The following is a 23509-nucleotide window of genomic DNA, read 5'->3' as shown; positions in this document are numbered from 1 at the left end:
ACTTTTCTTTCCTCTGTCTGACTGCACAATCGTAATGCTAATTGTTCTAAAAATGTGAGTAAAGCTTTACATTTTTGTAAATGGTATGGGTGCTGTAAACGTGCACCTGAGGTCAATTCTCAACGGAATCGCTATGCAGTCAGAAAATAAATACCCAAACTCATCAGATGTTGATGTAACGCATGCAAAAGTGCTATCACCTAAGCGTAACACAACCCAAGCTGAAACTACGCAGGCTTTAGTTGAGGAGCAATTATCTCATTTCGGTATAAGTGCACAAAGTGACTACGGAAGAGCACTCGCTAACACCGCTCATCACTTATATGGTGCTCAATCCAGCGTTATGCAGCTATGGGATATTACGAGCAATACCTTACAAGGGCTCGACAAAGAAGACCGATTAGCTTACTTCAACGCAAAAAAGTTTTTGTCCTTTCAAATTGCTAAGATATTGGATACGTTGCAAAACCCCTTTCGTGCCACGTACCAAAGTTTGTCGAGTGGCAATGGCTCTCAGGGGCACTATCCACTGTTCGACAATGTTACGGCACTTTTTTCCGCAACACCCGTGGTGGTAAGAACAGCGACCTACGTGTATGCCTGCACCGAATGGGTAGACGACGCGTTTCAAGGTAAAGAGTTTACACACCAAATTTATTCGCGGTTATTAAACCCGACTAACATCTCTCTCGCTAACGCCATTGTAGATATGGAAGCGGGCCCTTACGCAGCCGAATACCTAGCATGGAATTTCAACTCGGGCATGGCTGCCATTGATGCGTGTTTATCAAATGTTCTTAGTCACGGTGACGTACTGATTGTTTCTAGGAACGTGTACGGCGGAGTGTATCAGCTACTCCATGATTATTTCGCCCGCAGCAACCGAATGGACATACAGATTGCGTGGTTTGACGGCTATGACGCACAGAGCTTTGCAGCTTTCATGCAGAAAACTAAAGCCGAGCATGCATCACGCTTAAACAATGGCGCAAAAATGCATGTGTATTTAGAATCGCCTTGTAACCCACATGGTTACGTATTGGATGTGCCTGGGATCTGTGAATTAGCGCATGCACAAGATGCGTTGGTAATGCTGGATTCCACTCTTGCTACGCCAGTGTTACACCAGCCGCTACAGCATAAAAATAAAGCAGCACGACCAGACTATGTGATCCACAGCTACACCAAAGATTTGTGTGGCAGTGGTGCCACCACAGCAGGCGTAGTTATTGGCGAAGGGCACCGCATGTTCCAGCCAAAAGGCAGTTCAGCAAATGGGGTTGATTGGTCAGAAACCATGTTCTGGGATGTGTACTACATCAAAGGCGCATTCTTAGATTCTGAGAAAGCCTTTGATGTTCTAAACGGCATGAAGACCCTTGAGCAACGCATGATGACCAAGGTCATAAATACGCAAGTGTTTACTGCATTCTTAAACGCCCACGATCAAATTCGCGTTAACTGCCACGCGTTGCCTGAACACAGTAATGCCGGGCTGCGTGAAAAGCAGCATACAAACGGTTGGCCGTGTACTCTATTCACCGTTGATATGGCGCCGGCAAACCTGCCTCGCGATGTATTTGTGCGCTTTTTCGATGCCCTAGAGCCTGCATTTAGTCACCAAGTGAGTATTGGGCAGAACAATACGATAATTTTATGCCCAGCGCTGACGTCTCATTCAGAACTCAGTACCGAAGAGCAGAAAAAAGCCGGGATAGAACTGACCACTATGCGTATCGCCATGGGTACAGACAATGTCAAGCAGCTCATTGCGCACTTTATGTTGGCCGCCAAACATTTTATCGAGCCTCATGTTCCAGGATTTTGTGAAAAGTTTATGGCAAATGCCGACATCGACAACCTGTATTTATCGGTAAGTGAAAGAGTAAGTTCACAGCACTTTGGTAGCAAAGCCAGTATGGATTCACTGATGAAGGGTGCATAGGTTCATTTTTTAGCTCAAGAAGTTGCTTTGAGCTGTCGATAAAAAATATTGAGGATGTTCTCCTTCTCCCGGGCCTTTCCTTACGCGGGCTCGGGATTTTTTATTTTTGGCAAACGTAACAGCGCTAATGCGCTTTTTCCTTTGTTATAAAGTAAGATAGACACAGTCCCCTAACCTAAAAAATATCTAAGGCGGCTTTATGCACGAGTTTAAAATTGATGTAACGCTAGATGCATCATTGCCCTTTGTTTTTGCAGCATTTCACGAGCCTGAGTATCTTAGTGAATGGTTTGCACCGGGCGATTGCTCCGTCACACAAATTATGAGTGATTTCAAAGAAGGTGGTCGTTATCGCATAAAAATGATGGATCCCAGTGGTATTGAAATGTCATTGACCGGTGAATACGTGACTATCTTAGCGAACGAACAATTGTCGTTCTCCTGGGCGTGGGAAGATGATATGGAAGAGTCGGTGATGACATCGGTGGACATTCACTTTGAAAAGACCGATGAAGACAACGTAAGGCTAGTGCTCATTCAGCAAGGATTTTTAAATAAGCAAGAATGCGATCAGCACAATTACGCGTGGATGTCGTGTCTAGAAAAGCTTGCCGTATTCGCCGCTAAGACAAAGTCGTTTAACTAGGGCATCTTTAAATAGTGAGAACGCGTCAGCATTACGCATCGAATTAATTTAGATAACGCTTTTGAAAAGGGCAGAGCGCTAGGCTCTGCCCAAAGACAATCAGGTCAGCGAAGTCATCGCGTCTTTCCCACTCTTCTCGCGGTAGGTTTCAAAATCGTTGTAGCCTTCAACACCACCTCCGTACCACGATGATGGATCGTCAAAGGATTCGAGAGGGTAGTTATGCTTAAATCGTGTCGGAAGATCTGGATTCGTGATCCATGGCCTTCCAAATGCAATCATGTCACCATCACCGTCAGATAAACGTTTTTCGGCTTCTTCTTTGGTGTAGCCACAATTCCCCATCAGCATACCGTCAAAGAGTGCTCTGAATTCGGCTAATGTCATTGCTTCGCCTCGCTCGTGGAAACCAAACGCTAAGCCATCCATTACGTGTAAGTAACCTATTTCTAGCTTATTAAGTTGTTGGGCGACGTAGGTAAAAGTTTCACGAAAATCATCGGCGCCCATGTCGTTAAAAGCACCGTTTGGAGAGAGTCTCACGCCTACGTGTTCTTTTTCCCAAACGCTCAATACTGCGTCCATTACCTCCGCTAGAAAGCGATAGCGGTTGTCTATACTTCCACCGTAATTATCGTTTCGCTGATTGCTGCGGCTGTCTAGAAATTGGTTAATGAGATAGCCATTTGCTGCATGAACTTCTATGCCGTCAAACCCTGCTGCTTTGGCATTAATGGCTGCTTTTTTATAGTCTTCTACAGTGCGTTTAATATCGTCATAGGTCATTGCCTTTGGCACTTCGTAAGGTTTCTTGCCTTTCGGGGTATGAATTTCATCCCCTTCAATTTTTACAGCGGATGCTGACAGTGGTAAATTTCCGTTGTGAAAGTCGCTGTGAGATGCGCGGCCTGTATGCCAAAGCTGTAAAACGATTTTCCCGCCGGCTTCGTGTACACGGTTGACCACCGAACGCCAGCCCTCGACCATGTCTTCGGTGTAAATTCCGGGCGTATCAACCCAACCAATGCCTTCTTCTGATATGGCCGTTGCTTCTGTAATAATAAGGCCTGCATCTGCACGCTGAACGTAGTGATCGCCCATAATTTTATTTGGTATGCGATCTGCGCCAGCTCTGCCTCTTGTCATTGGCGCCAATACCATGCGATTTTGTAATGTATTACCAGCCCAATCAAACGAGCTAAAAAGTACTGAGTCTGTCATTCGTATCCTTATCCTACATTGCGTAAATGCTTGTGAAATAGAAAGTACCGTTTTGTTCTCGTCTAATTCGTCAAGATACTTACGGCCAGATCACATGCAGTTTTAAATAGTGTTGAATACAGGAATAGTGAGATATTGGTTTGCTCTTAAAGGAATATTTTGACCTTTTAGCAACATTGTCCTTAGTTAAGCGCTCCGTAGCAGGCTTTTAAACGCTTACGGTACCATTTTATTACTGACGTTTGTAAAGCGCACCTAAAACGGCTGCTCTAGATGCTCCCGTAACTTCAGGCACATTACCCGGAAGATTATGCGTATATGCATGTGCAAACCATGCAAACGCAGCACCCTCAACGTGCTGAGGGTGAATGCCAAGTGAATGACTATCCGCTACTACATAATCGCATAACGCATTGCTTAAAAAGTTCATAAGCGCCTTGTTAAATGCGCCACCGCCACACACTATAACTTCACTTTTTGCGCCTTCATGATTGGTCTTAGGTAAATGCTGTACAACTTCCTGAGCGATAGTGCTACCTGTTAGCGAAAGTAAGGTAGCTTGCACATCTTTAGGGGCTAAATTATTGTTCTTTTCTTCGCTTTGTAGTTCTGCACTAGAAGGGAAGTAATCGGCAAGCGCATTGCTTAACCAATTGATATTGAAATACTCTCTGCCAGTACTTTTAGGCGCAGGCAAAGCGAAGTAATCATCCAGTAAGAGCCTGTCTAACAGACCTGAGTGACAATGCCCTGACGCAGCCCATGCTCCGTCTTTATCAAAGCTTTTATTTAGATGAAGGCTTATCCACTGATCCATCAAGGTGTTACCGGGTCCGGTATCAAACCCTTTAGGTGGCGAAGCTACTTGTTTTGGCGCAAGCAGTGAAACGTTTGCTATGCCGCCAATGTTAACGAGTGCTCGGTATTTATCATCACTGGCAAATACTGCGTCGTGAAAAGCAGGAACCAAGGGAGCACCTTGGCCACCAAGGGCAATATCTTTGCGCCTAAAGTCAGCAATAACATCAATACCGGTAAGTACAGCGATGGTATTAGGATCGCCTATCTGACAGGTGAAGCCGCGTATGGATGACTCTGCAAAGTGTGCTGACAATACATCGGAATTTGGATGATGACGTATGGTTTGGCCGTGCGAGCCAATAGCCGTAATATCCGAGGGACGTAGGTTGTTTTTCTCAAGCAGCGCTAAGGTGACCTTTGCAAAGGTTTCAGCAACCAGTCTATCAGCGATGGCCAAACTATTAAGTTCATCAGGACCTTCACTGCATAGTGCATTGAGTGCAGTAAGTAATTCAGCAGAATAAGGAATTGAATGGGCGGCGAGGGTGGTGCAAGACGATTGCGAGATGTCGCACAGGACGGCGTCGACGCCGTCCATGCTAGTACCTGACATCAGGCCAATATATTTTGCCATCTAGTCGTCGCTATTTCATCGCAAGCATAATGCGCTTGTTATTATCTAGCTGCTCTTGGCGTATTGCGGCAATTTCCATAAACCTTTCTTTCTCTTCCTTAGCAATAGGAAGCGCCTTCGGTAGCTCTACCGTACGAGGATTTCGGTGAACACCATCCACTAAGAACTCATAGTGAAGATGGGCGCCAGTAACCATTCCTGAACTACCTAAATAGCCCACGGTTTGGCCTTGTTTAACCGTATCTCCTACCTTCACTGCACGCTTTTTAAAGTGAAGGTATTTGGTCGTGTATTTCTCGCCATGCTGAATGAACACATGGTGGCCGTTATATTTATCGTATCCGGCTTTAATTACCTTACCGTCACCCGCAGCCATAATTGGCGTGCCAACCGCCGCAACATAATCTGTACCGCGGTGCGCTTTCCAACGCTTTTGCACGGGGTGGAAGCGCGCTTTGGTGAAGTTAGAGCTTACATATCTAAAATTCACCGGCGCACGTAAGAAGCTTTTACGCATACTGCGCCCTTCAGGCGTGTAGTATGTGCCATCTTCGTGAAGAATAGCGCTAAAATGCTCGCCTTGGTTGGTAAACTCCGCTGCAACGATGTCGCCGTAACCAACAAATTCACCGTCGATGTATTGCTCTTCGAATACTACGTTGAAGGTATCGCCAGAACGGATCTCAATAGCGAAGTCTATATCCCAGCCGAAAATACCCGCCAAATTCATAATTTGGTTGCTGGTTAAGCCTGCATCACTGGCGGCATTCCAAAAGCTTGAGTGAATTTCACCTTGGGCGAAGTTGTAGCGAATGTCTACATCTCGCTTTTCAAGCTCAGCGGTTAAGGCGCTTTTCTCATCCGACGATTCTGGACGTACAAAAAGGGTTTCTGTTGAAGACAATTTGTACTTTAGTTCGCCGAAGCTACCGTCTTTATTGGCTTTAAACGACAGTTCATCGCCTGGCAATAATGTAACGAGCGTTTTCGCTAGTTCTCCCGCTTGAGTAACATTATAAACGTCACGGGACGTAAAGCCTGCACGGTTAAATAGTTTCGCTAGCGTATCGCCACTTCGCACCTTATACGTTTGCCACGTTGACTCTTCTTCATTCAAAAATGCATTGGTAGACGGCGTAATATTGAGATCCACAGGATAGCGGACACCTGCATCTAAAATATGTGCGTCTTGATGACGGCTAGCCTCTACCGTTTCGCTCGGAAAAAGAATAAGTCCAGCCAGAAATAAGCTTGCTATTGCTAAGCCAGTTCTGTGCTGTTTAGGTAATTTTTTGTATAAATTGACAGCCTTAGAAGCGTCTAATTTTTTTCTCATACTTCTGCCCACCTGAGAAATCTTATGTGCACAACACTATTTCACATACGTTGCTCAAAAATGCAACTTTTCTCATTATATTGTTAGCGCAAATTGTTATACGCAATAGCTCTTATCATCGAGATTATCTTTTGAGTTTATTAATCTCGTCCACGTTAATTCAGTGCGCTAATTTCAAGATAAAAACTGTTGGGTTTAACAACATGACTGTTTGTAATCCGTTTTTTGACGCGCAAACCTTTTAATGGTTCCGTTGTACGCGTAAAATGCCCGCCAATATTGAATATACAGTTTTTTTTAAGAGTGTGACGTACAAATGAAAGATTGGCAAACAGCGCTAGCTGAGATTAAACGGGGCGTTGATGAAATACTCCCCGAAGAGGATTTAATTGAAAAACTAAAATCCGGTAAAACCCTAACCATCAAAGCGGGTTTTGATCCAACTGCGCCTGATCTGCATCTTGGTCACACTGTGTTGATCAACAAGTTGCGTACATTCCAGCAACTAGGCCACAAAGTTGTTTTTCTCATTGGTGATTTTACTGGCCTAATTGGCGATCCTACAGGTAAAAATGTAACACGCAAGCCTTTAAGTAAAGAACAGGTATTAGAGAACGCAAAAACGTATCAAGAACAGGTGTTCAAGATCCTTGATGAGGATAAAACAGAAATACGTTTTAACTCAGAGTGGATGGATGGCCTTGGCGCGGCAGGCATGATTAAACTTGCGGCTAGTCAGACGGTTGCGCGTATGCTTGAGCGTGACGACTTTAAAAAGCGCTATAACAACGGCCAACCAATTGCTATTCACGAGTTTCTGTATCCGTTAGTGCAAGGTTGGGATTCTGTTGCGCTAGAGTCAGACGTTGAATTAGGTGGTACGGATCAGCGCTTTAACTTGCTAATGGGTCGTGAGCTTCAAAAAGAGCAAGGCCAAAAGCAGCAATCTATTGTAATGGTTCCGCTTCTAGAAGGTCTAGACGGCGTTCAGAAGATGTCTAAATCTTTGAACAACTACATTGGTATCACAGACGCGCCAAACGATATGTTTGGTAAAGTGATGTCTATTTCTGATGATTTGATGTGGCGTTACTACGACCTTCTAAGCTTCCGTCCGCTAGAAGACATTGCTGAGCTTAAAACTCGCGTTGCTAACGGTGAAAACCCACGTGATATTAAAATCATGCTGGCGAAAGAAATTATTGCACGCTTCCATGACGACGCAGCGGCAGAAGGTGCGCATCAGGACTTTATTCAACGTTTCCAGAAAAATGCTATTCCTGACGACATGCCTGAGCTTGAAATTGCATTAAGCGATGACGGTATTGCCATTGGTAACTTGTTGAAAGAAGCCAAACTTGTAGGTTCGACTTCAGATGCTATGCGCATGATTAAGCAAGGCGCAGTTAAAATCAACGGTGATAAAGTGGAAGACACCCGCTTAGTGATCACCGAAAAAGGTGAAAACGTTTATCAGGTGGGTAAACGCAAGTTTGCGCGCATTACATTAGCCTAGTGTTTTCTGATAGTTTTTGAAAGCCCGCTTAGTTTAGCGGGCTTTTTTTTGCCTGAAATAAGCGTATTAAAGGGTAGTAGGGCGGTTATTTTTTTACAAAGCCCTAATTACTCAACCAAAATTGTGCTGCAAGCCAAATTTAAAAGTACGAATATTGGCTTTGACGTTTATAAGTGTTTGGTGGGTATTGTTTTTTTTAGTTTTCTTACTTTTTTTGAAAAAGATTGTCAGGTTTTTGCAATTGCTATCGTCTATAGGGGAAAAATCAATCAATGAACCCAACTGTACGATAAGCAGTTAACGCGTAGCAGGCTGGGATGAAACAACAGTGAAACTCAATACTAACGCTTACGCAATGCAAAGGATAAAAACATGACAACAGTAACTTCTACTCGTGCAACATACCATCAAGCTAACAAGAGCCTTCCTGCGAAGGAAGCGTTCATATGGTTGAAAGAGGGGTGGCAGCTTTTTATAAAAGCACCTTTTAAATTATTGGGGCTTTCTTTTGTTACTCTATTCGCCGCGGGGGTCATTCAAGCGCTAGCAGGGCCAATTGGTTTAGGCATATCGAAATGGGTAGGTCCGCTTCTGGCTACCGTAATGTGGTTGGCCATTGCAAACTTAGCAGAGAATAACAAGTTGAGATTGTCGGGCGGTACCCCGCGCTCGTGGACAAATGTCGCTTTGTGGAGTTTGACTGGGCCAGTGATCGCGTGGATCCAATTTCAAATTGGCGCTTTGTTAATGGGCGCAGATTCAGTGGCGGCGTTAGCAAATGGTGTTGTAGTAGATGTACCCGCTTGGAAAGTCGGGTTAATGATGGGCTCGGCGACACCAATAAACTTACTGCTTTTATTTGTACCTATGTTACTTATTTTAAAGCATCGCTCAATCCCAGTATCTTTCACAAATAGTATTGCTACAGTAGTAGGCGCTTATAAGCCGATGTTGATAATAGGTGTCATGATTTTCTTAACAGTTGCACTTGCGCCTTATAGTTTCGCATTATCGGGATTAGTGTTTGGCCCTATTGTTTCATGTATGTGCTTTGTTGCTTACCAGCGCTTATTTCGCTAATCAGCTAGAAAGCGTAATTTAACTGCTCACTCAAAGCGTTGAATTAAAAAATAATAAAAATGGAAATGCAGTGAAAGAAACCATTCAAATAGAAAAACTGCTTAGTGAATACGCGCCGCTCATGGCGCGTATTGCGGCAACATTTGAGGCTAATAAATCACTTCAAGATGAGCTGATACAAGAAATGTCACTGGCGGTTTGGCGCGCTTTTGAAGGAGCCTCAAAAGACAGTGATAGTGGCTTTCGCGGTGAGGCGAGTGTGAAAACCTTTGTGGCCAAAGTTGCGCATAACAAGGCGGTAGACCACGTGATTAAAGAGCGGCGGCGTAAAGAGTTTACCCATGACGGCGAGATTGATTCTTTTCACACAATCAGCGCCAGCTCATTTCGGGGTGCCACGTCACAAGAGAATGCGCTGGATCTCATGACAGGCTTACGTCAGCTAGAAATAAAGTACAGACAGGTTCTGGCTTTGCTTTTAGAAGGTTTCAGTCAGCTGGAAATAGCCAATATGTTAGGTATCAAAGAGAGTGCCGTCGCTAAGCGAGTAAGCCGCGCCCGCCAACAGCTAACGCAGATAATGGAGCAACAGCCATGAGCGATCATAAAGAAGCCATGAGCGAAGATAAAAAAGCCTTGAGCGATCATAAAGAAGCCTTGAGCGATAACAAAAAAGCCATGAGCGCAGAAAAATTAAGTATGGCCGATAACAACACGCAAATGAACGAATTAGATAAGCAACTTGCTCAGTGGCAAAGTGCCTACAAGGATGCAACCCCTTCAGTAGATACAGATGCACTGATTAAAGAAACCAAGAGCGCAAGATTTAAACTTAAACTAAAAGGCGCCGTTGATTTGGTGCTCGGGCTAGCGGTGTCTGTGTGGTGTTTAACTTTGGTGTTGTTTGAGCCACTTAGCACGTATCAATTTTTGCTTTTCATGGTACTTACACCTATTCCCGCCGCTTTCGGGGCATGGGGATATTGGGTAAGGCAAAAACAGTGGAAGGTCCAGACCTTAGACGTTCAGTCAATGTTGGCGTTTAAACAAAACCAACTAAAACAACAATTACATTACTGGAAAATTAGCCTCTATGGATGCTTAGCTTTGTGGTGTGGATTGCTGGCACTCGCCGTATTTAATGTACTGATGTTTAATACCTTCAAGCTGTGGGGAACACAGCTTTTGATAAACAGTGTGGTCGTTTTTATTGTATACCGCCGGTACAAAAAATTAGCCGCCGATTTGCCGTCGGCGTTGGCGAAAATTGACGATATGAAATAGCTGAAAGCTATACCGTTATAATTCGAGAATAGGAGCGAAGCCTCCGTAAATAAGGCGTTTACCGTCAAAAGGCATGGGGTTTTCGTTTTCCTGCATTCGTGGGTCTTCCATTACTTTTTGCCACGCAGTATCACGTACTTCTTTTGATGGCCAGAACGCGATAGAAAACACCACGGTTTCATTTTCTTTGGCTTTTACCGCTAAAGGAAACGACGTTACTTCTCCGTCGGGGACATCGTCACCCCAGGCTTCGAGTATTTTAGTCGCGCCATATTCTTTAAAGATATCGCCAGCAAGCTTGGCGTGTTCAATGTATAACGCTTTATTTTCAGTGGGAACGGCTACAGCAAAGGCATCGATATATGACATGAGGTGACTCCGTCAAAGAATAGAAACCTAAAATAGCCTGATTTATAGTCAGTATGCAATGCTTAACATTAAGGTGAATCGCAATTTATAACCATTACTAGCGTTCTGCTATTTTCGCCCATTGGTACAAGCCATGCAGTGCCAGCCTTCTTGCTTTAGCAAAGGGGTAGGTTTTCAAAGGAGAACGATACAGGGGAAGCGATAAATCGACGTCATCGCTAGCCATCATACGTTGAGCGAGTCGCTGCCCTGCAAAAGCAGCAAAGGAAACACCTGAGCCGCAATAGCCCATGGCATAGCCAATATTACCCGTAGGGCGGCTTGCATTGTAGTCGTTAGTTCCATCGTCGACAAAAATACGCGGCATACTGTCTAGCGATACACTTACCCAACCACTCCAAAAGTAATCCATGGCTATACCGCTAAGTGAAGGGAAGCTTTTTACCATAGCACGGTATAAGCGCTGTTTCTCTGACGCGTTTTCTGCATCTTTACCTTTTACGGCTCCACGGCCGCCAAACAACAATCGGCCATCTGGCAGTACACGGTAGTAGTACTTCATCATCCGTGTATCCATAAAGCTCATTGGCGTGGTTAGGCCAGACTTTGCGCGCTGTTCATGGGTCAATGGCGCAGTGACAAAAATACTCGACTGAACAGGAAATTGCTTATTGTCTACGCTGTCATGAAAGCGCTTAGGAGTATAAGCATTAGTAGTAATGAGTATGTGTTTGGCCGAAACTGACCCGCTGGGTGTTGTAACTGTATATCCGGTCTTGTGCTTTTCAATGCGAATGGCTGGTGAGTCGAAAAAAAGCGTTGCGCCAAGCTCCTTTGCTACTCTTGCATATTCGCTTACTAATTTTAATGGGTGTAAGCATGCACCCTTTAGCTCGACGCTACCATACGCCCCTTCAATACCAAAGCGCGCAGTAAGGTCTTTTTCACTAACTAGAGTGCTCGGTACATTGAAATGAGAAGCAAGATGGTTGGCACTGGCGTACAGCTGCTCGGCTTGCTTTGGGTTGTGAGCCAGTTTTAAATATGGGCCTTCTACCAAATCGACCTGCATATCAAAGTCTGCAATACGTTGTTTAAGCAGGTGTACTGCGCCATCAAACTCGCTCTGCATAGCTCTGGCGACATCACGACCCCACTTGTCTTCTATGGCGCTTAAGCTCAATCGGCCGCTACCCGATAAAATAAAACCTCCGTTACGGCCTGCACAGCCAAACCCGAGTGAATTTGCATCAAGTAACGTAACGTCTTGCTTAGCTTGAGCAAGCGTGATTGCAGCGGATAGGCCCGTATAGCCACCACCTATAACAAGGTATTCGGAATTAACCTTTTTGTTCAACGGCGGCAGTGTAGGCACTTTGTGTGTAGCGTGCCAGTAACTGTCGGGCGCAGGCAACATTGATGAAACGCCGCGGGAAATAAGGGGGTCGTAGATCATAGATTAAAACGTTTTGTAGGAAGATATGCTCAAAATTGAAGTAGCATTTCTGCCCCTTCACACTCGCAATAACCCTCGCATACAGGGCAATCGTAGCCTTCGTGAATAGATGCGTAGCGCCATTTGTTGGGGTGTTTCTTGATAAGCTGCCCACCATTTTTTGTGAAGTACTTAAATGCGCTGTTACCAGGGCTTGCCAGCCAAATATGTGCTAAACCTGCTTCTGCACCTTGAGCTTGCGCACACTTTATAGACTTGCGTAATAGCGCACTGCCAATTCCACAACCCTGCATGGTGGGGTCTACAGTGTTGCATTTAAAATAACACACGGTATTTGACTCTACGGGCCAAAGAGTAGGCGTACACCACTCATCGGTTTGCCACTGCGTATGTGCAAAGGTAAGCCTGAAACCTACCACTTTATTTTTGTATAGTGCTACCCAGCTAGCATTAGTATTGCCAACAAAACTCTTGGTGTAGTAGTCAGCGAGCAACGCATCGGTCAGGTAGTTGTCTCCGTGCACTAGGTTACCAAGAGAAATAACGCCAGCAAAAAACTCAGGCGCTAACGGCTCGTAGTAAATGTCACTCTGAATTATGTGGCTCAGATGGTTAGAGGGTTTCATACTTTTTCTTTTTGTGGAGCGTTTTTCATTCCGTCAAGGTGTACATCTAATGCTTCCACAGAAATCAAAATTTCTCTTACCGACATCCATAGTGAATATAGCAACGACACTAAGCTTGCAGCGAATACCCAGTTGCCTACTTGTTGATAGGTAAGGTAAATCGCCAGCATAGATACCACGCACAGAAAAAAGCTGCCCACACCCGCTATTTGCATGCGCTTAATAAGCTGAATACGCAATCGAAGATTTTTTATTTGTGCTTGCGTATTGTCATCCTTTTCTTCTTTCGAAAAGTTTCTGATGATAGTTGCAAGAGTTAAAAAGCGATTGGTATAGGCTAAAAGCAATAAAGAAATTGCCGGAAACAACATGGCAGGGGTAGCGATATCTATTTTCATAGGAGGTTCATGCAATTGTTGAATAAAAAGAGTGTATCACAGGGGATCATTTACACACAGTAATCAGCCAAGGGGCAACAACACAGTAAAACTTGTTCAGCTGAAGGTACAAAAAAACTAGCTAAAGATCACAGCTACATTCTGTCAACTGTCATGCCTGCGGCGCTCCAGCCTAACATATCACCTTCTAAGTGCATGACTTCAGAAAAGTCGAGCTCTTCCAATACTTTCATGGCCAGTTTTGCTCGTCTGCCAGAGCGACAATATATAATGATAGGCTTGTTTTTGTGGCCTTCTAATTCGCTAAGATAATCATTGATGTTTTCATGAGGAATATTTACCGCGCCCGGAATGTGACCATCTGCGAACTCTTGCGGCGAACGGACATCGATTAGGAGCCAGTCATTATTTGCAACTCGTTCAATAAGGTAAGGAGACGCTGCTACAGATGCTTGAGACGTTGCTTTTGCAGTACACTGCAACGTCATAAAAAGCGTGACGCCGATGATGACAAGAAAGCTTGCAAAAACAATTCGCATTGAACTACCTGTTCTTAATCTGTACGAGTTAAAAGTTAAACTAAAGTATAACGCTTATGCATTTAAGTTTATACCTTTTAAACCCGTTTTCAGTTTACAAAGAACTGGTCATACGTGTGCCATCGTCCTATTTAAAAACAATTATAATGAGCGAATACATAGTAGCTACAGATATCATTGCGAATTCGATGAGTTGTTTAGCGTTAAGCATATGAGAGTACTTAACCTCATTTGCCCCACCAACCCTGACATTGCGAATCTTTTGGTCAGCGTACATAGCAGGGCCTCCAAGCTTTACATCTAACACACCGCCAAAGAGCGCAAGAATAAGCGACGTTTTATCTCGAGCGGCAGCTTTGTAAAGTGCTCTAATTGCCCTTACTGGATGACTGATACTCATTAAACCTACTGAGCCTACTACGCAAGGAGGGATAACTAACACATTTACTATCGTTCTGGCTGGAATAGCAAAGTATCGCATACTAGGATTGCGATAATGCCATTGCCAAGACGCCAGAAGCAGTAAGCGATAAATTAGTGCTGCGATAGGCCCCAAAACAACGTAGTAGAAAAGCACGCCGCAATAGAGGTAAAGGAATTTCAGCCAAAGAGACTCTATTGCTGCTTTTGCAACGCCAATATCGGACAATAAGTGGCATTGCCGTGCAGTAATTGTGGCTACCATTTCCCTTGCTAACGACTTCTTATTTCTGCCAACACAGGCTAAAACCTTTTTATATTGTTGGCGTTGAAAGCCGAAATCCACTAGAGATAATAATATAAACCCTTCAAAAAAAACCGGGTATTCGGCCATATTGATGAGAATATGGATACAAATAGCCAAGGGACCTATGAGTAAGATTACAGCCAGCGTTGCTGAAATATAGTGCTGCATTGGGCCAAAGTCAGAAGAGGGGAGGACCTTTTTTCCCATTTGGTGAAAAAGGTAGCGCATAAACGTAAGAGGGTGACTACTCTGGGGCCATCGCCATAGTGCATCTACTGCGATAGCCAACCAAAGTATTACTAGCGATGAATATCTAGGCTCGCTAAGCGTTTCAAACATCTATTTTGCGAGTGCTTTTATCATAGCCATAACAAGCTGCGCGGAATGTTTGGCGGCAACGTCAAGATACTCTTTGAAGCTCACCGAGGATGTTTTCCCTGCAATGTCAGAAAGTGAACGAATAACTAAAAATGGTGTTTCTAACATGTAACATGTTTGCCCTATCGCAGCACCTTCCATTTCAACGGCTTTCATTTCTGGAAACTTTGTGCGTAAATCTGCAACAGCCTCATCACTCCCTATAAAGGCGTCGCCTGTGCAAACTAGGCCAGTCGTTGATTGTAGTGACGTTATTTGAGCGGCTGCAGCCCTGGCTGTGTCCATAAGTGTGGTATTACAGCGAAAATCTTCTGGCATACCAGCACACTGCCCCAATTTATAACCAAAATGAGTGAGGTCAGCATCGTGATGAATAACATGACTCGCGATAACTAAATCACCAATATTGAGGTTTTCATCAAATCCGCCAGCTGAACCCGTGTTGACGACGGCATCCGGCGAAAATTGTTCAATAAGTACCGTGGTTGCAATAGTTGCAGCAACTTTACCGATACCACATTTTACAAGTACTACTTCCATATCATTCAGAGTACCTTCATAAAACGTGAGATGTTTCCACTGTGTTTCTTTAACGTTCCAAAGTGACGCTTTCAGCAATGCCACCTCTTCGTCCATTGCACCGAGAATACCAATTTTTTTCATAACTTTACCGCGTGATTCGTCGTTTATATACATTCAACGTAATTGTATAAGCAAACCTATGAAACTGACAGAAAAAAGCCTTTGTTACTGCAATTGAATGTATTGCAGTACCAAAGGCGTAATGTCGCTATACGGTGATAAAATCTATAACGCGCTTATGAATCTATGCTGCTGCAGGTCGACTAGAGCGTACGGGACGCGTGGGACGCTTTGGTGGCTCTGGGTTGTGAGTGGGAAGTTGTGCCATCTTTTGTTGAATACGTCGGTATGGAATAAGCTTGTTTTCAAGGCAATCACGAATGTCTTCAACACTGTAACCTGACTTCACTTTAATGCGTGCGTGGGGTAAACCCGCAGCGTCTAATGCACCGGTTACAAACCAATCTTTTTGCGCTTTATATCCGTCTTTTCCTTGGCTGTGCACAAGGTCTATAGCGAGAACAGGAGTCATGTCTTGCTTATCAACTAATACGAAATCAAGCTGCCGACTAGATGCTCTGCTTAATGCTTGGCTTGCCATTTTCTTGCTTGTGGATTGACGCACAGATACTAAATCATTCAGGCGTACCCGACATACGATCCTAAACTCTCTTCCCATTGCCTGCTCAATCAGATTCAAAAACGAATGTTCCACTGGCGTGAACAGTTGGGGTTTTCGTCTAAACGGGAATGCCACGCCACCGTCAGAGAGTTTTATGGCGCCCAGTGCGACGACAATAAGTAACATCAAAAGAATAATTGCCAATTCCATCGTAATCCTCACACATTTCAAAAATATCGTGCTTCGTGTACAAGCGTGTTTTTATTTGTGCAGCAGTTTGCATAACACCCCTATTTTTGAACGCTCAACAAATGCGCCAGAAAAATGACGCTGCTTGATATTGATTAACGCTCAGTAAAGAAATAGCAAAGCCGATGCCAATATGAATGATGAGGCTGATAAAAAGTTACTTTGACGCAATTAAGATATCGATTTGTGATCCTGCATTGTCTGGAGAAACAACTATTCGTGTTTGTTTATCGAGTGAAGTAATAAGTGTGCGATCGTTGACAGGAGCATGAACTTTAAAACTATCGTTCTGCCCTTGATAAAATGAAATAAGGTCGCTGGGTTTGTGTTTCGAATAGTAAACCATTGCTGCCGGGATCTCTGTTTTAAATTGCTGGCACTGGCTAGCATCATCAATCAGCTTGATACTGTGGAATTGAGCTGGACAGATAATCGTGGCTGGCTTTTCGACTTTTGCTCTTTCGCCTTCTATTGCAACTGTATTGCTCATTGCAACAGTAGAAGTTAAAGATAACGCGGCAAAAAAGCCGACTTTAAAGGAGTGAGTACGTGAGATTATTTTATTCATTGTTTTGCTCCATGCCTTTAAGATACATAGTGTTAATGGTGGGCCTAGCACATTTTTATACGAGGTGAATTTGCAAGTAAACCCTGATTGATAAGATAACGTTTTTTTCCGGTCAGGCATATAAAAAAAGCTCGGAGCAATAGCTACCGAGCTTTTAACTATTTTTTAAGGGGCTACAACGTTTAGACGCCGATGTAGTCCATAATGCCTTCGGCTGCCTTGCGACCTTCATCAATAGCGGTTACAACCAAATCACTACCGCGCACCATGTCGCCACCGGCAAATACTTGCGGGTGAGATGTCTGGTAAGCAAACTTGCCAGCAGACGGCGCGCGCACGCGACCCTTCTCGTCAAGCATGATGCCGAAGTCAGCAAACCATGGTGCAGGGCTTGGCTGGAAGCCAAAGGCGATAATTACCGCGTCAGCTTCTAGTATGTGCTCTGAACCCTCTACTTCAACAGGACGGCGGCGTCCGTTGGCATCCGGTGGCCCCATTTCGGTTCTAACCAGCTTAACGCCACAGGCTTTGCCGTTTTCGTCTACTGCAATGTCTAGCGGCTGAAGGTTGAATTTAAACTCAACCCCTTCTTCTTTTGCATTAACAACTTCGCGGCGAGAGCCTGGCATGCTTTCTTCGTCACGGCGGTATGCACAGGTCACTTGGGCAGCGCCTTGGCGAATTGACGTACGTACACAGTCCATGGTGGTATCACCACCACCTAATACAACTACACGCTTGCCTTTCATATCAATGTAATCGGCAGGGTCTTTCTCAAGGCCCATTACGCGGTTGGTGTTGGCAATAAGGAAAGGTAGTGCTTCGTGAACGCCTTCTACTTCTTCGTTATCGAAACCACCTTGCATCGACTTGTATGTACCCATTCCTAAGAAAACGGCATCGTATTTATCAAGCAAATCCTGGAACTGTATGTCTTTACCAATTTCAGTGTTAAGTACGAACTCAACACCCATCTCGGTAAAGATTTGGCGGCGTAGCTTGATTACATCTTTCTCTAATTTAAAAGACGGAATACCAAATGTAAGTAGGCCACCAATTTCTTCGTATTTGTCGTAAACAACAGGTTTAACGCCGTTACGAACCAGAATATCAGCACATGCAAGACCAGCTGGGCCTGCACCTACAATCGCCACTTTCTTGTCGGTCCATACCACGTCAGACATATCTGGGCGCCAGCCCATTTTGAATGCTGTATCGGTAATGTACTTCTCAATACTACCAATGGTAACTGCACCAAAATCGTCATTCAGTGTACATGCACCTTCACACAGCCTGTCCTGTGGACAAACGCGACCACACACTTCAGGCAAGCTATTGGTTTTATGAGAGAGTTCCGCAGCTTCCAAAATACGGCCTTCGTTCGCCAAGCTTAACCATTGTGGAATATAGTTGTGTACAGGACACTTCCATTCACAGTATGGGTTACCGCAGTCCAAGCAGCGATCTGCTTGGCCTTCGGTTTGAGATTGGCTCAGCGGTTGATAAATTTCCGCGAACTCTTGTTTACGCACCATGATCGGCTTTTTCGGCGGATCGATACGTTCAACATCGACAAATTGATATACGTTCTTTGCCATAAACTAAATCCTCCTACTGAGCCTGAATGCGTAATTCAGCACTTGAACGGCTGATGTGACCAAGCAAGTTTTTCACATCACTGGTTTTTGGCTTAATAAGCTTGAAGCGTTTCAGCGTTGCGGCGAAGTCAGTAAGCAACGACAACGAGTGCTCGCTTCCTGTTTCTTCGTAATGCTGATTAATTAAGCCACGTAAGTGCTCAGCAAGAATTGCTTTATCTTCAATTGGCATTACATCGACCAGTTCAGCATTTACACGGTTATCAAGGTCATCGCCATCATCCATAAGATAAGCAAAACCACCTGTCATACCGGCACCGAAGTTAACACCAACCGGGCCAAGTACAGCTACGATACCGCCTGTCATATATTCACAGCCGTTATCGCCAATGCCTTCAACTACCGCAATGGCACCAGAGTTACGCACGCCAAAACGCTCACCAGCACGGCCTGCTGCAAACAGCTTACCGCCTGTTGCACCGTAAAGGCAGGTGTTACCCATAATGGCGCTGTCGTGGGCGTCGTAAGAGATATTGCGAGGTGGGTGAATAACAAGCTTACCGCCGGTCATCCCTTTACCTACATAATCGTTGGCATCACCTTCAAGGTGCATATGCAAACCGCCAGCGTTCCACACACCGAAACTCTGACCCGCTGTACCGGTAAGCTCAACTTTGATAGGTGTATCTTCAAAGTCGTGGTTACCGTGGTGTTTAGCGATTTCACCTGATAACAATGCGCCGACAGAACGATCCGTATTGCGAATTGGGTATTTAAGGGTAATAGATTTACCGTCAACGACCGCTTGCTGGCCGTCTTTAAGCATCTGCGCGTTCAACTCACCTTTATCGACAGGTGCGTTAGTCGTTTGTGAGCAGAATAAGCGCGTATGGTCGCCTGCTTTAGGCTGCGCTAGTAACGGAGACAAATCTAAACGGTTTTGCTTAGCGGTAATGCCATCTAAAACTTTAAGCAATTCTGTACGACCAACAAGGTCGTCGAACTTAGCAATACCCATAGACGCCATTATTTCACGCACTTCTTGAGCAATAAACTTGAAGTAGTTCATTACCATGTCAGGTAAGCCAATGAAGTGGTCGTCACGCAGTTTTTGATCCTGCGTTGCAACACCCGTTGCACAGTTATTCAAGTGGCAAATACGCAAGTATTTACAACCAAGCGCGACCATAGGCCCTGTACCAAAACCGAAGCTCTCAGCACCTAGAATACCGGCTTTAACTACGTCTAAGCCCGTTTTCAAACCACCGTCGGTTTGCACGCGTACTTTGTGACGTAAGCCGTTTTCAATAAGCGCTTGTTGCGTTTCAGACAAACCAAGCTCAAATGGGCTACCCGCATACTTGACTGATGTTAGCGGGCTTGCACCTGTACCGCCGTCGTAACCTGAAACGGTGATAAGGTCGGCATAGGCTTTCGCTACACCCGTTGCAATGGTGCCAACACCTGGCTCAGATACTAGCTTAACGGATATAAGTGCCGTTGGATTAACCTGTTTCAAATCGAAAATTAGCTGTGCTAAATCTTCAATTGAGTAAATATCGTGGTGCGGAGGCGGTGAAATAAGGGTTACACCCGGCACAGAGAAACGTAGCTGTGCGATGTACTTATTTACCTTATCGCCTGGAAGCTGACCACCTTCACCCGGTTTTGCACCTTGCGCCACTTTAATTTGGATTACGTTCGCGTTAACCAAATAGTGAGGCGTTACACCAAAGCGACCTGAAGCCACCTGTTTAATTTTAGAGTTCTTTTCGGTACCAAAGCGAGAAGGGTGTTCGCCACCTTCCCCTGAGTTAGATTGACCGCCTAAGCGGTTCATGGCAATCGCTAGCGCTTCGTGCGCTTCAGGGCTTAGAGCACCAATTGACATTGCTGCTGTATCGAAACGTGGAAACAAGTTTTCCGGCGCTTCAACTTCGCTAATATCAATAGGATCGCAGTCAGGGTTGATAGCTAGCAGGTCGCGAATGTGCGCAGGCGCACGCTCGTTAACAAGCTTGGCATATTGCTGGTAGTCGTCGTAGTTACCTGACACCACAGCCTTTTGAAGCGTACTGACTACGTCTGGGTTATAAGCGTGATATTCGCCACCATGCACGTATTTAAGCAAGCCGCCGTGATCGACAGACTTACGCTTAAGCCATGCAATACGGTTTAGGTTGACAAGGTCTTGATGGAAATCATCGAAGCCCGCACCTTGAATGCGCGAGGTTACACCGCTAAAGCATAACTTCATCACTTCATTGTTGATACCCACTGCTTCAAACAGCTTAGAGCTTCGGTAGCTAGCAACGGTGCTAATGCCCATTTTCGACATTATCTTATACAAGCCTTTGTTGATACCCTTACGGTAATTCAACGTGGCCTGCATAGGAGAAATATCAAGTTCGCCTTTTTCACAAAGCTGCTCAATCGTTTCATATGCAAGGAATGGGTAAATTGCTGTAGCACCCAAGCCAATCAGCACTGCAAAATGATGTGGGTCGCGAGCACTTGCTGTTTCAACAACAATGTTAGCATCGCAACGCAACGATTTTTCAACTAAGCGACGCTGTACTGCACCAACAGCCATTGCTGCAGGAATAACCAACCTGTTTTGTTTTATGTTTCTGTCAGACAGAATCACGAACGCAGCACGCTTGTTCTTAACCAGCATTTCTACTTCGTTACACACTCGCTCGATGGCTTTCTTTAAACCTTCTTGCGGCGCATATTGAAGCTCGACGACTTCTGAATAGTAGTTGTCTGGGTTAAATTCGCGCAATTGTTTCAGGTCGGTATACATTAGTACTGGCGAGTCGAACAATACGCGGTCAGCGTAACCTGAGGTTTCGCTAAATACGTTTTGCTCACGGCCAATACAGGTTGCTAACGACATAACGTGGTTTTCACGTAGCGGGTCGATAGGCGGGTTAGTAACCTGTGCGAATTGCTGACGGAAATAGTCGTAAACCGTACGCTGACGCGATGACATAACCGCCATTGGTGTATCATCACCCATAGAGCCAACGGCTTCTTGACCGTCTTTCGCAAGTACTTTAACCACTTGCTGAATTTCTTCGTAGCTGTAGGCGTGTAGCTTGTGATATACCGCCATGGCATCATCGTCAAACACGCGCTTACCAATAAGTGAAGCATCAAGCTGTTCAATAGGCGTTAGTCGACGAATATGTTTATCTAGCCACTCTTTATAGGGGTGACGTGCTTTTAGGTCGTCGTCAATTTCGTTAGAGCGCCAGACTTTGCCAGTGTAGGTGTCTACTGCAAGCATTTCGCCCGGGCCAACGCGACCTTTTTCAATTACGTCAGCTTGCTCATAATCCCAAATACCTACTTCTGAGGCAAGGGTAATGAAACCGTTCTTAGTGATAACGTAACGAGCAGGGCGTAAACCGTTTCTATCAAGGTTGCAGGCTACGTGGCGACCGTTAGTTAAAACGATGCCGGCAGGGCCGTCCCATGGTTCCATGTGCATTGAGTTAAACTCGTAGAATGCACGAAGGTCATCGTCCATGGTTTTGTTATTTTGATAGGCGGGTGGAACAAGTAATCGCATAGCACGGAATAAATCCATTCCGCCGGCTAAGAATAGCTCCAGCATGTTATCCAGCGATGACGAGTCTGAACCTTCGGTATTAACAAAAGGCGCAGCGTCTTTAAGATCTGGAATGAGCGGCGTTGCAAATTTTGCTGCACGTGCCATGGCCCAGTCGCGGTTTCCTTTAATAGTGTTTATTTCACCATTGTGCGCAAGGAAGCGGAAAGGCTGAGCAAGTGGCCAGCGTGGTAGCGTGTTAGTTGAGAAACGTTGGTGGAAAACGCAAATTGCGCTTTGCATGCGCTCATCGGCAAGGTCGTGGTAGAAGGCAGGTAAGTCTTTTGGCATTACCAAGCCTTTATAAATCGTTACCAAGCCTGACAAACACGCTACGTAAAAATCGGGATCTTTCTCAAGACGTTTTTCAGCGCGGCGGCGAATCATATACAAACGACGTTCAAGGTCGCGTTTTCGCCAACCTGCTGGCGCGTTCACAAATACCTGTTCAATTTGCGGTACGCCTGTTAGCGCTAGTTCACCCAGTACTGAGTGGTCGACAGGCACTTCGCGCCACCCCACTACTGATAGTGTTTCTTTTTCAAGTTCTTCGTTTAGCACTTCGCGCGCGGCTTGCGCAAGCACTGGGTCCTGACTTAAGAAAATCATGCCCACGCCGTATTTTTTGCTGAGTTTCCAGCCATTTTCTTCGGCGATTGCATGGAAGAACGCATCCGGTTTCTGTAGTAATAAACCACAGCCGTCACCGGTTTTCCCGTCGGCGGCTATACCACCACGATGCTGCATACGGTCAAGGCCGTGTATTGCAGTAGTAACCAATTCATGACTGGCTTCCCCATGAGTATGAGCAATTAAGCCAAACCCACAGTTGTCCCGGGAATCATTGGGATTATATAAACTCATCTCTTAACTCCTTCAACCTTTTGACTGGGCAAGGTATGCGTTGCGTGTAGATGCGCCTAGGTTTGCGTATCACAACATTATTAGACGTCTTTTATGCTGCTAGCGGTATTGCTCGCGGCGTGCGCCTTTCTTGTCGTTATTTATTATTAGAGGATTCCAGTCGTTTCCGCATTTTTATGCATTATTGCTGTGCGGGCCGTACAAAATACCCACATTGAAAAATAAAATCAAACGCAAAAATGGTAATGGTTATAGAGAATTAGTATAACCTGATATTTTCTGTTTCTTATCAGTGGCTTGCTGATATAAATTCACATTTGTAAGCGAAATGTTATAAATTGTGTGGAGCTATTTTAACATGTCCTGCAAATGACATGAGTTCTCATTTGAGTTTGTTTTGTGAATAAATATTCTTCTTAATTGACGTATTATGATGTCAATTGCAATTGTTTTG

20 protein-coding genes are annotated in these 23509 nt (G+C 44.8%); 6 read left to right on the top strand and 14 right to left on the bottom strand.

The window, feature by feature from the left end; all coding sequences use genetic code 11:
* Positions 1 to 133: 133 nt before the first annotated feature.
* A complete protein-coding gene (locus BK026_RS10570; RefSeq protein WP_071815830.1) occupies positions 134 to 1945 on the top strand; it encodes a PLP-dependent aspartate aminotransferase family protein in 1812 nt (603 codons plus the stop codon).
* Positions 1946 to 2144: 199 nt separating this feature from the next.
* Complete coding sequence (locus BK026_RS10565) at positions 2145 to 2591, top strand: SRPBCC domain-containing protein (RefSeq protein WP_071815829.1); 447 nt, start codon at positions 2145 to 2147, stop codon at positions 2589 to 2591.
* 99 nt (positions 2592 to 2690) lie between these two features.
* Here the strand turns inward: BK026_RS10565 and BK026_RS10560 are convergent, their stop codons facing one another.
* The 3 genes from BK026_RS10560 to BK026_RS10550 all read right to left on the bottom strand — a co-directional run bounded on the left by BK026_RS10560 (position 2691) and on the right by BK026_RS10550 (position 6583).
* Positions 2691 to 3812, bottom strand: a complete 1122-nt coding sequence (locus BK026_RS10560; RefSeq protein ID WP_071815828.1) for an alkene reductase — start codon at positions 3810 to 3812, stop codon at positions 2691 to 2693.
* Positions 3813 to 4044: 232 nt separating this feature from the next.
* Complete coding sequence (locus BK026_RS10555; protein WP_071815827.1) at positions 4045 to 5247, bottom strand: anhydro-N-acetylmuramic acid kinase; 1203 nt, start codon at positions 5245 to 5247, stop codon at positions 4045 to 4047.
* A 10-nt stretch (positions 5248 to 5257) separates the two neighbouring features.
* On the bottom strand, positions 5258 to 6583 hold the full coding sequence (locus BK026_RS10550; protein ID WP_071815826.1) for an OapA family protein: 1326 nt from the start codon (positions 6581 to 6583) through the stop codon (positions 5258 to 5260).
* Between the two features lie 316 nt (positions 6584 to 6899).
* Here BK026_RS10550 and tyrS point away from each other — a divergent pair, with 316 nt between their 5' ends.
* From tyrS to BK026_RS10525, 4 genes are all read left to right on the top strand, one after another.
* Complete coding sequence (gene tyrS, locus BK026_RS10545; protein WP_071815825.1) at positions 6900 to 8099, top strand: tyrosine--tRNA ligase; 1200 nt, start codon at positions 6900 to 6902, stop codon at positions 8097 to 8099.
* A 372-nt stretch (positions 8100 to 8471) separates the two neighbouring features.
* Positions 8472 to 9179 (top strand): hypothetical protein, encoded by a 708-nt coding sequence (locus BK026_RS10535; RefSeq protein WP_071815823.1) that lies wholly within the window; start codon positions 8472 to 8474, stop codon positions 9177 to 9179.
* A 70-nt stretch (positions 9180 to 9249) separates the two neighbouring features.
* Positions 9250 to 9777, top strand: coding sequence for an RNA polymerase sigma factor (locus tag BK026_RS10530; protein WP_071815822.1), 528 nt, complete (start codon positions 9250 to 9252; stop codon positions 9775 to 9777).
* Positions 9774 to 10463, top strand: a complete 690-nt coding sequence (locus tag BK026_RS10525; RefSeq protein WP_256253764.1) for a hypothetical protein — start codon at positions 9774 to 9776, stop codon at positions 10461 to 10463. The genes BK026_RS10530 and BK026_RS10525 overlap by 4 nt, the downstream gene beginning before the upstream one ends.
* A 15-nt stretch (positions 10464 to 10478) precedes the next feature.
* On the opposite strand, the gene BK026_RS10520 is transcribed toward BK026_RS10525, so the two are convergent.
* The 11 genes from BK026_RS10520 to gltB all read right to left on the bottom strand — a co-directional run bounded on the left by BK026_RS10520 (position 10479) and on the right by gltB (position 23055).
* Positions 10479 to 10832 carry a DUF1428 domain-containing protein gene (locus BK026_RS10520; RefSeq protein WP_071815821.1) on the bottom strand — a complete coding sequence of 118 codons (354 nt, stop codon included), beginning with the start codon at positions 10830 to 10832 and terminating at the stop codon, positions 10479 to 10481.
* A 97-nt stretch (positions 10833 to 10929) separates the two neighbouring features.
* Positions 10930 to 12288 carry an FAD-dependent oxidoreductase gene (locus BK026_RS10515; protein WP_071815820.1) on the bottom strand — a complete coding sequence of 453 codons (1359 nt, stop codon included), beginning with the start codon at positions 12286 to 12288 and terminating at the stop codon, positions 10930 to 10932.
* Between the two features lie 29 nt (positions 12289 to 12317).
* Complete coding sequence (locus BK026_RS10510) at positions 12318 to 12914, bottom strand: GNAT family N-acetyltransferase (RefSeq protein ID WP_071815819.1); 597 nt, start codon at positions 12912 to 12914, stop codon at positions 12318 to 12320.
* A complete protein-coding gene (locus BK026_RS10505) occupies positions 12911 to 13312 on the bottom strand; it encodes a DUF2721 domain-containing protein (RefSeq protein WP_071815818.1) in 402 nt (133 codons plus the stop codon). Before BK026_RS10505 ends, BK026_RS10510 begins: the two co-directional genes overlap by 4 nt.
* A 134-nt stretch (positions 13313 to 13446) precedes the next feature.
* The gene (locus BK026_RS10500; protein WP_071815817.1) at positions 13447 to 13851 is read right to left on the bottom strand and encodes a rhodanese-like domain-containing protein; all 405 of its coding nucleotides are present in this window, start codon (positions 13849 to 13851) and stop codon (positions 13447 to 13449) included.
* A gap of 127 nt (positions 13852 to 13978) precedes the next feature.
* A complete protein-coding gene (locus BK026_RS10495) occupies positions 13979 to 14917 on the bottom strand; it encodes a cobalamin biosynthesis protein (protein ID WP_071815816.1) in 939 nt (312 codons plus the stop codon).
* A complete protein-coding gene (locus BK026_RS10490; RefSeq protein ID WP_071817597.1) occupies positions 14918 to 15619 on the bottom strand; it encodes a 5'-methylthioadenosine/adenosylhomocysteine nucleosidase in 702 nt (233 codons plus the stop codon).
* A 163-nt stretch (positions 15620 to 15782) separates the two neighbouring features.
* Entirely contained in the window at positions 15783 to 16370 is a 588-nt protein-coding gene (locus tag BK026_RS10485; RefSeq protein WP_071815815.1) for a DUF2726 domain-containing protein, read from the bottom strand.
* Positions 16371 to 16566: 196 nt separating this feature from the next.
* On the bottom strand, positions 16567 to 16977 hold the full coding sequence (locus BK026_RS10480; protein WP_083575067.1) for a hypothetical protein: 411 nt from the start codon (positions 16975 to 16977) through the stop codon (positions 16567 to 16569).
* Between the two features lie 182 nt (positions 16978 to 17159).
* A complete protein-coding gene (locus BK026_RS10475) occupies positions 17160 to 18575 on the bottom strand; it encodes an FAD-dependent oxidoreductase (RefSeq protein ID WP_014999379.1) in 1416 nt (471 codons plus the stop codon).
* A gap of 13 nt (positions 18576 to 18588) precedes the next feature.
* Positions 18589 to 23055, bottom strand: coding sequence for a glutamate synthase large subunit (gene gltB / locus BK026_RS10470; protein WP_071815814.1), 4467 nt, complete (start codon positions 23053 to 23055; stop codon positions 18589 to 18591).
* Positions 23056 to 23509 lie beyond the last annotated feature (454 nt).

This window comes from Alteromonas sp. V450 (genome assembly GCF_001885075.1).
In the GTDB taxonomy this organism is placed as follows: Bacteria; Pseudomonadota; Gammaproteobacteria; order Enterobacterales; family Alteromonadaceae; genus Alteromonas.
This window is presented reverse-complemented; position numbering and strand designations above follow the sequence as displayed.

Bases quoted from the DNA above. Each gene is read 5' to 3' on its own strand.
- BK026_RS10570 (WP_071815830.1), top strand. From the start codon at position 134: ATGCAGTCAGAAAATAAATACCCAAACTCATCAGATGTTGATGTAACG.
- BK026_RS10565 (WP_071815829.1), top strand. From the start codon at position 2,145: ATGCACGAGTTTAAAATTGATGTAACGCTAGATGCATCATTGCCCTTT.
- BK026_RS10560 (WP_071815828.1), bottom strand. From the start codon at position 3,812: ATGACAGACTCAGTACTTTTTAGCTCGTTTGATTGGGCTGGTAATACA.
- BK026_RS10555 (WP_071815827.1), bottom strand. From the start codon at position 5,247: ATGGCAAAATATATTGGCCTGATGTCAGGTACTAGCATGGACGGCGTC.
- BK026_RS10550 (WP_071815826.1), bottom strand. From the start codon at position 6,583: ATGAGAAAAAAATTAGACGCTTCTAAGGCTGTCAATTTATACAAAAAA.
- tyrS (WP_071815825.1), top strand. From the start codon at position 6,900: ATGAAAGATTGGCAAACAGCGCTAGCTGAGATTAAACGGGGCGTTGAT.
- BK026_RS10535 (WP_071815823.1), top strand. From the start codon at position 8,472: ATGACAACAGTAACTTCTACTCGTGCAACATACCATCAAGCTAACAAG.
- BK026_RS10525 (WP_256253764.1), top strand. From the start codon at position 9,774: ATGAGCGATCATAAAGAAGCCATGAGCGAAGATAAAAAAGCCTTGAGC.
- BK026_RS10520 (WP_071815821.1), bottom strand. From the start codon at position 10,832: ATGTCATATATCGATGCCTTTGCTGTAGCCGTTCCCACTGAAAATAAA.
- BK026_RS10515 (WP_071815820.1), bottom strand. From the start codon at position 12,288: ATGATCTACGACCCCCTTATTTCCCGCGGCGTTTCATCAATGTTGCCT.
- BK026_RS10510 (WP_071815819.1), bottom strand. From the start codon at position 12,914: ATGAAACCCTCTAACCATCTGAGCCACATAATTCAGAGTGACATTTAC.
- BK026_RS10505 (WP_071815818.1), bottom strand. From the start codon at position 13,312: ATGAAAATAGATATCGCTACCCCTGCCATGTTGTTTCCGGCAATTTCT.
- BK026_RS10500 (WP_071815817.1), bottom strand. From the start codon at position 13,851: ATGCGAATTGTTTTTGCAAGCTTTCTTGTCATCATCGGCGTCACGCTT.
- BK026_RS10495 (WP_071815816.1), bottom strand. From the start codon at position 14,917: ATGTTTGAAACGCTTAGCGAGCCTAGATATTCATCGCTAGTAATACTT.
- BK026_RS10490 (WP_071817597.1), bottom strand. From the start codon at position 15,619: ATGAAAAAAATTGGTATTCTCGGTGCAATGGACGAAGAGGTGGCATTG.
- BK026_RS10485 (WP_071815815.1), bottom strand. From the start codon at position 16,370: ATGGAATTGGCAATTATTCTTTTGATGTTACTTATTGTCGTCGCACTG.
- BK026_RS10480 (WP_083575067.1), bottom strand. From the start codon at position 16,977: ATGAATAAAATAATCTCACGTACTCACTCCTTTAAAGTCGGCTTTTTT.
- BK026_RS10475 (WP_014999379.1), bottom strand. From the start codon at position 18,575: ATGGCAAAGAACGTATATCAATTTGTCGATGTTGAACGTATCGATCCG.
- gltB (WP_071815814.1), bottom strand. From the start codon at position 23,055: ATGAGTTTATATAATCCCAATGATTCCCGGGACAACTGTGGGTTTGGC.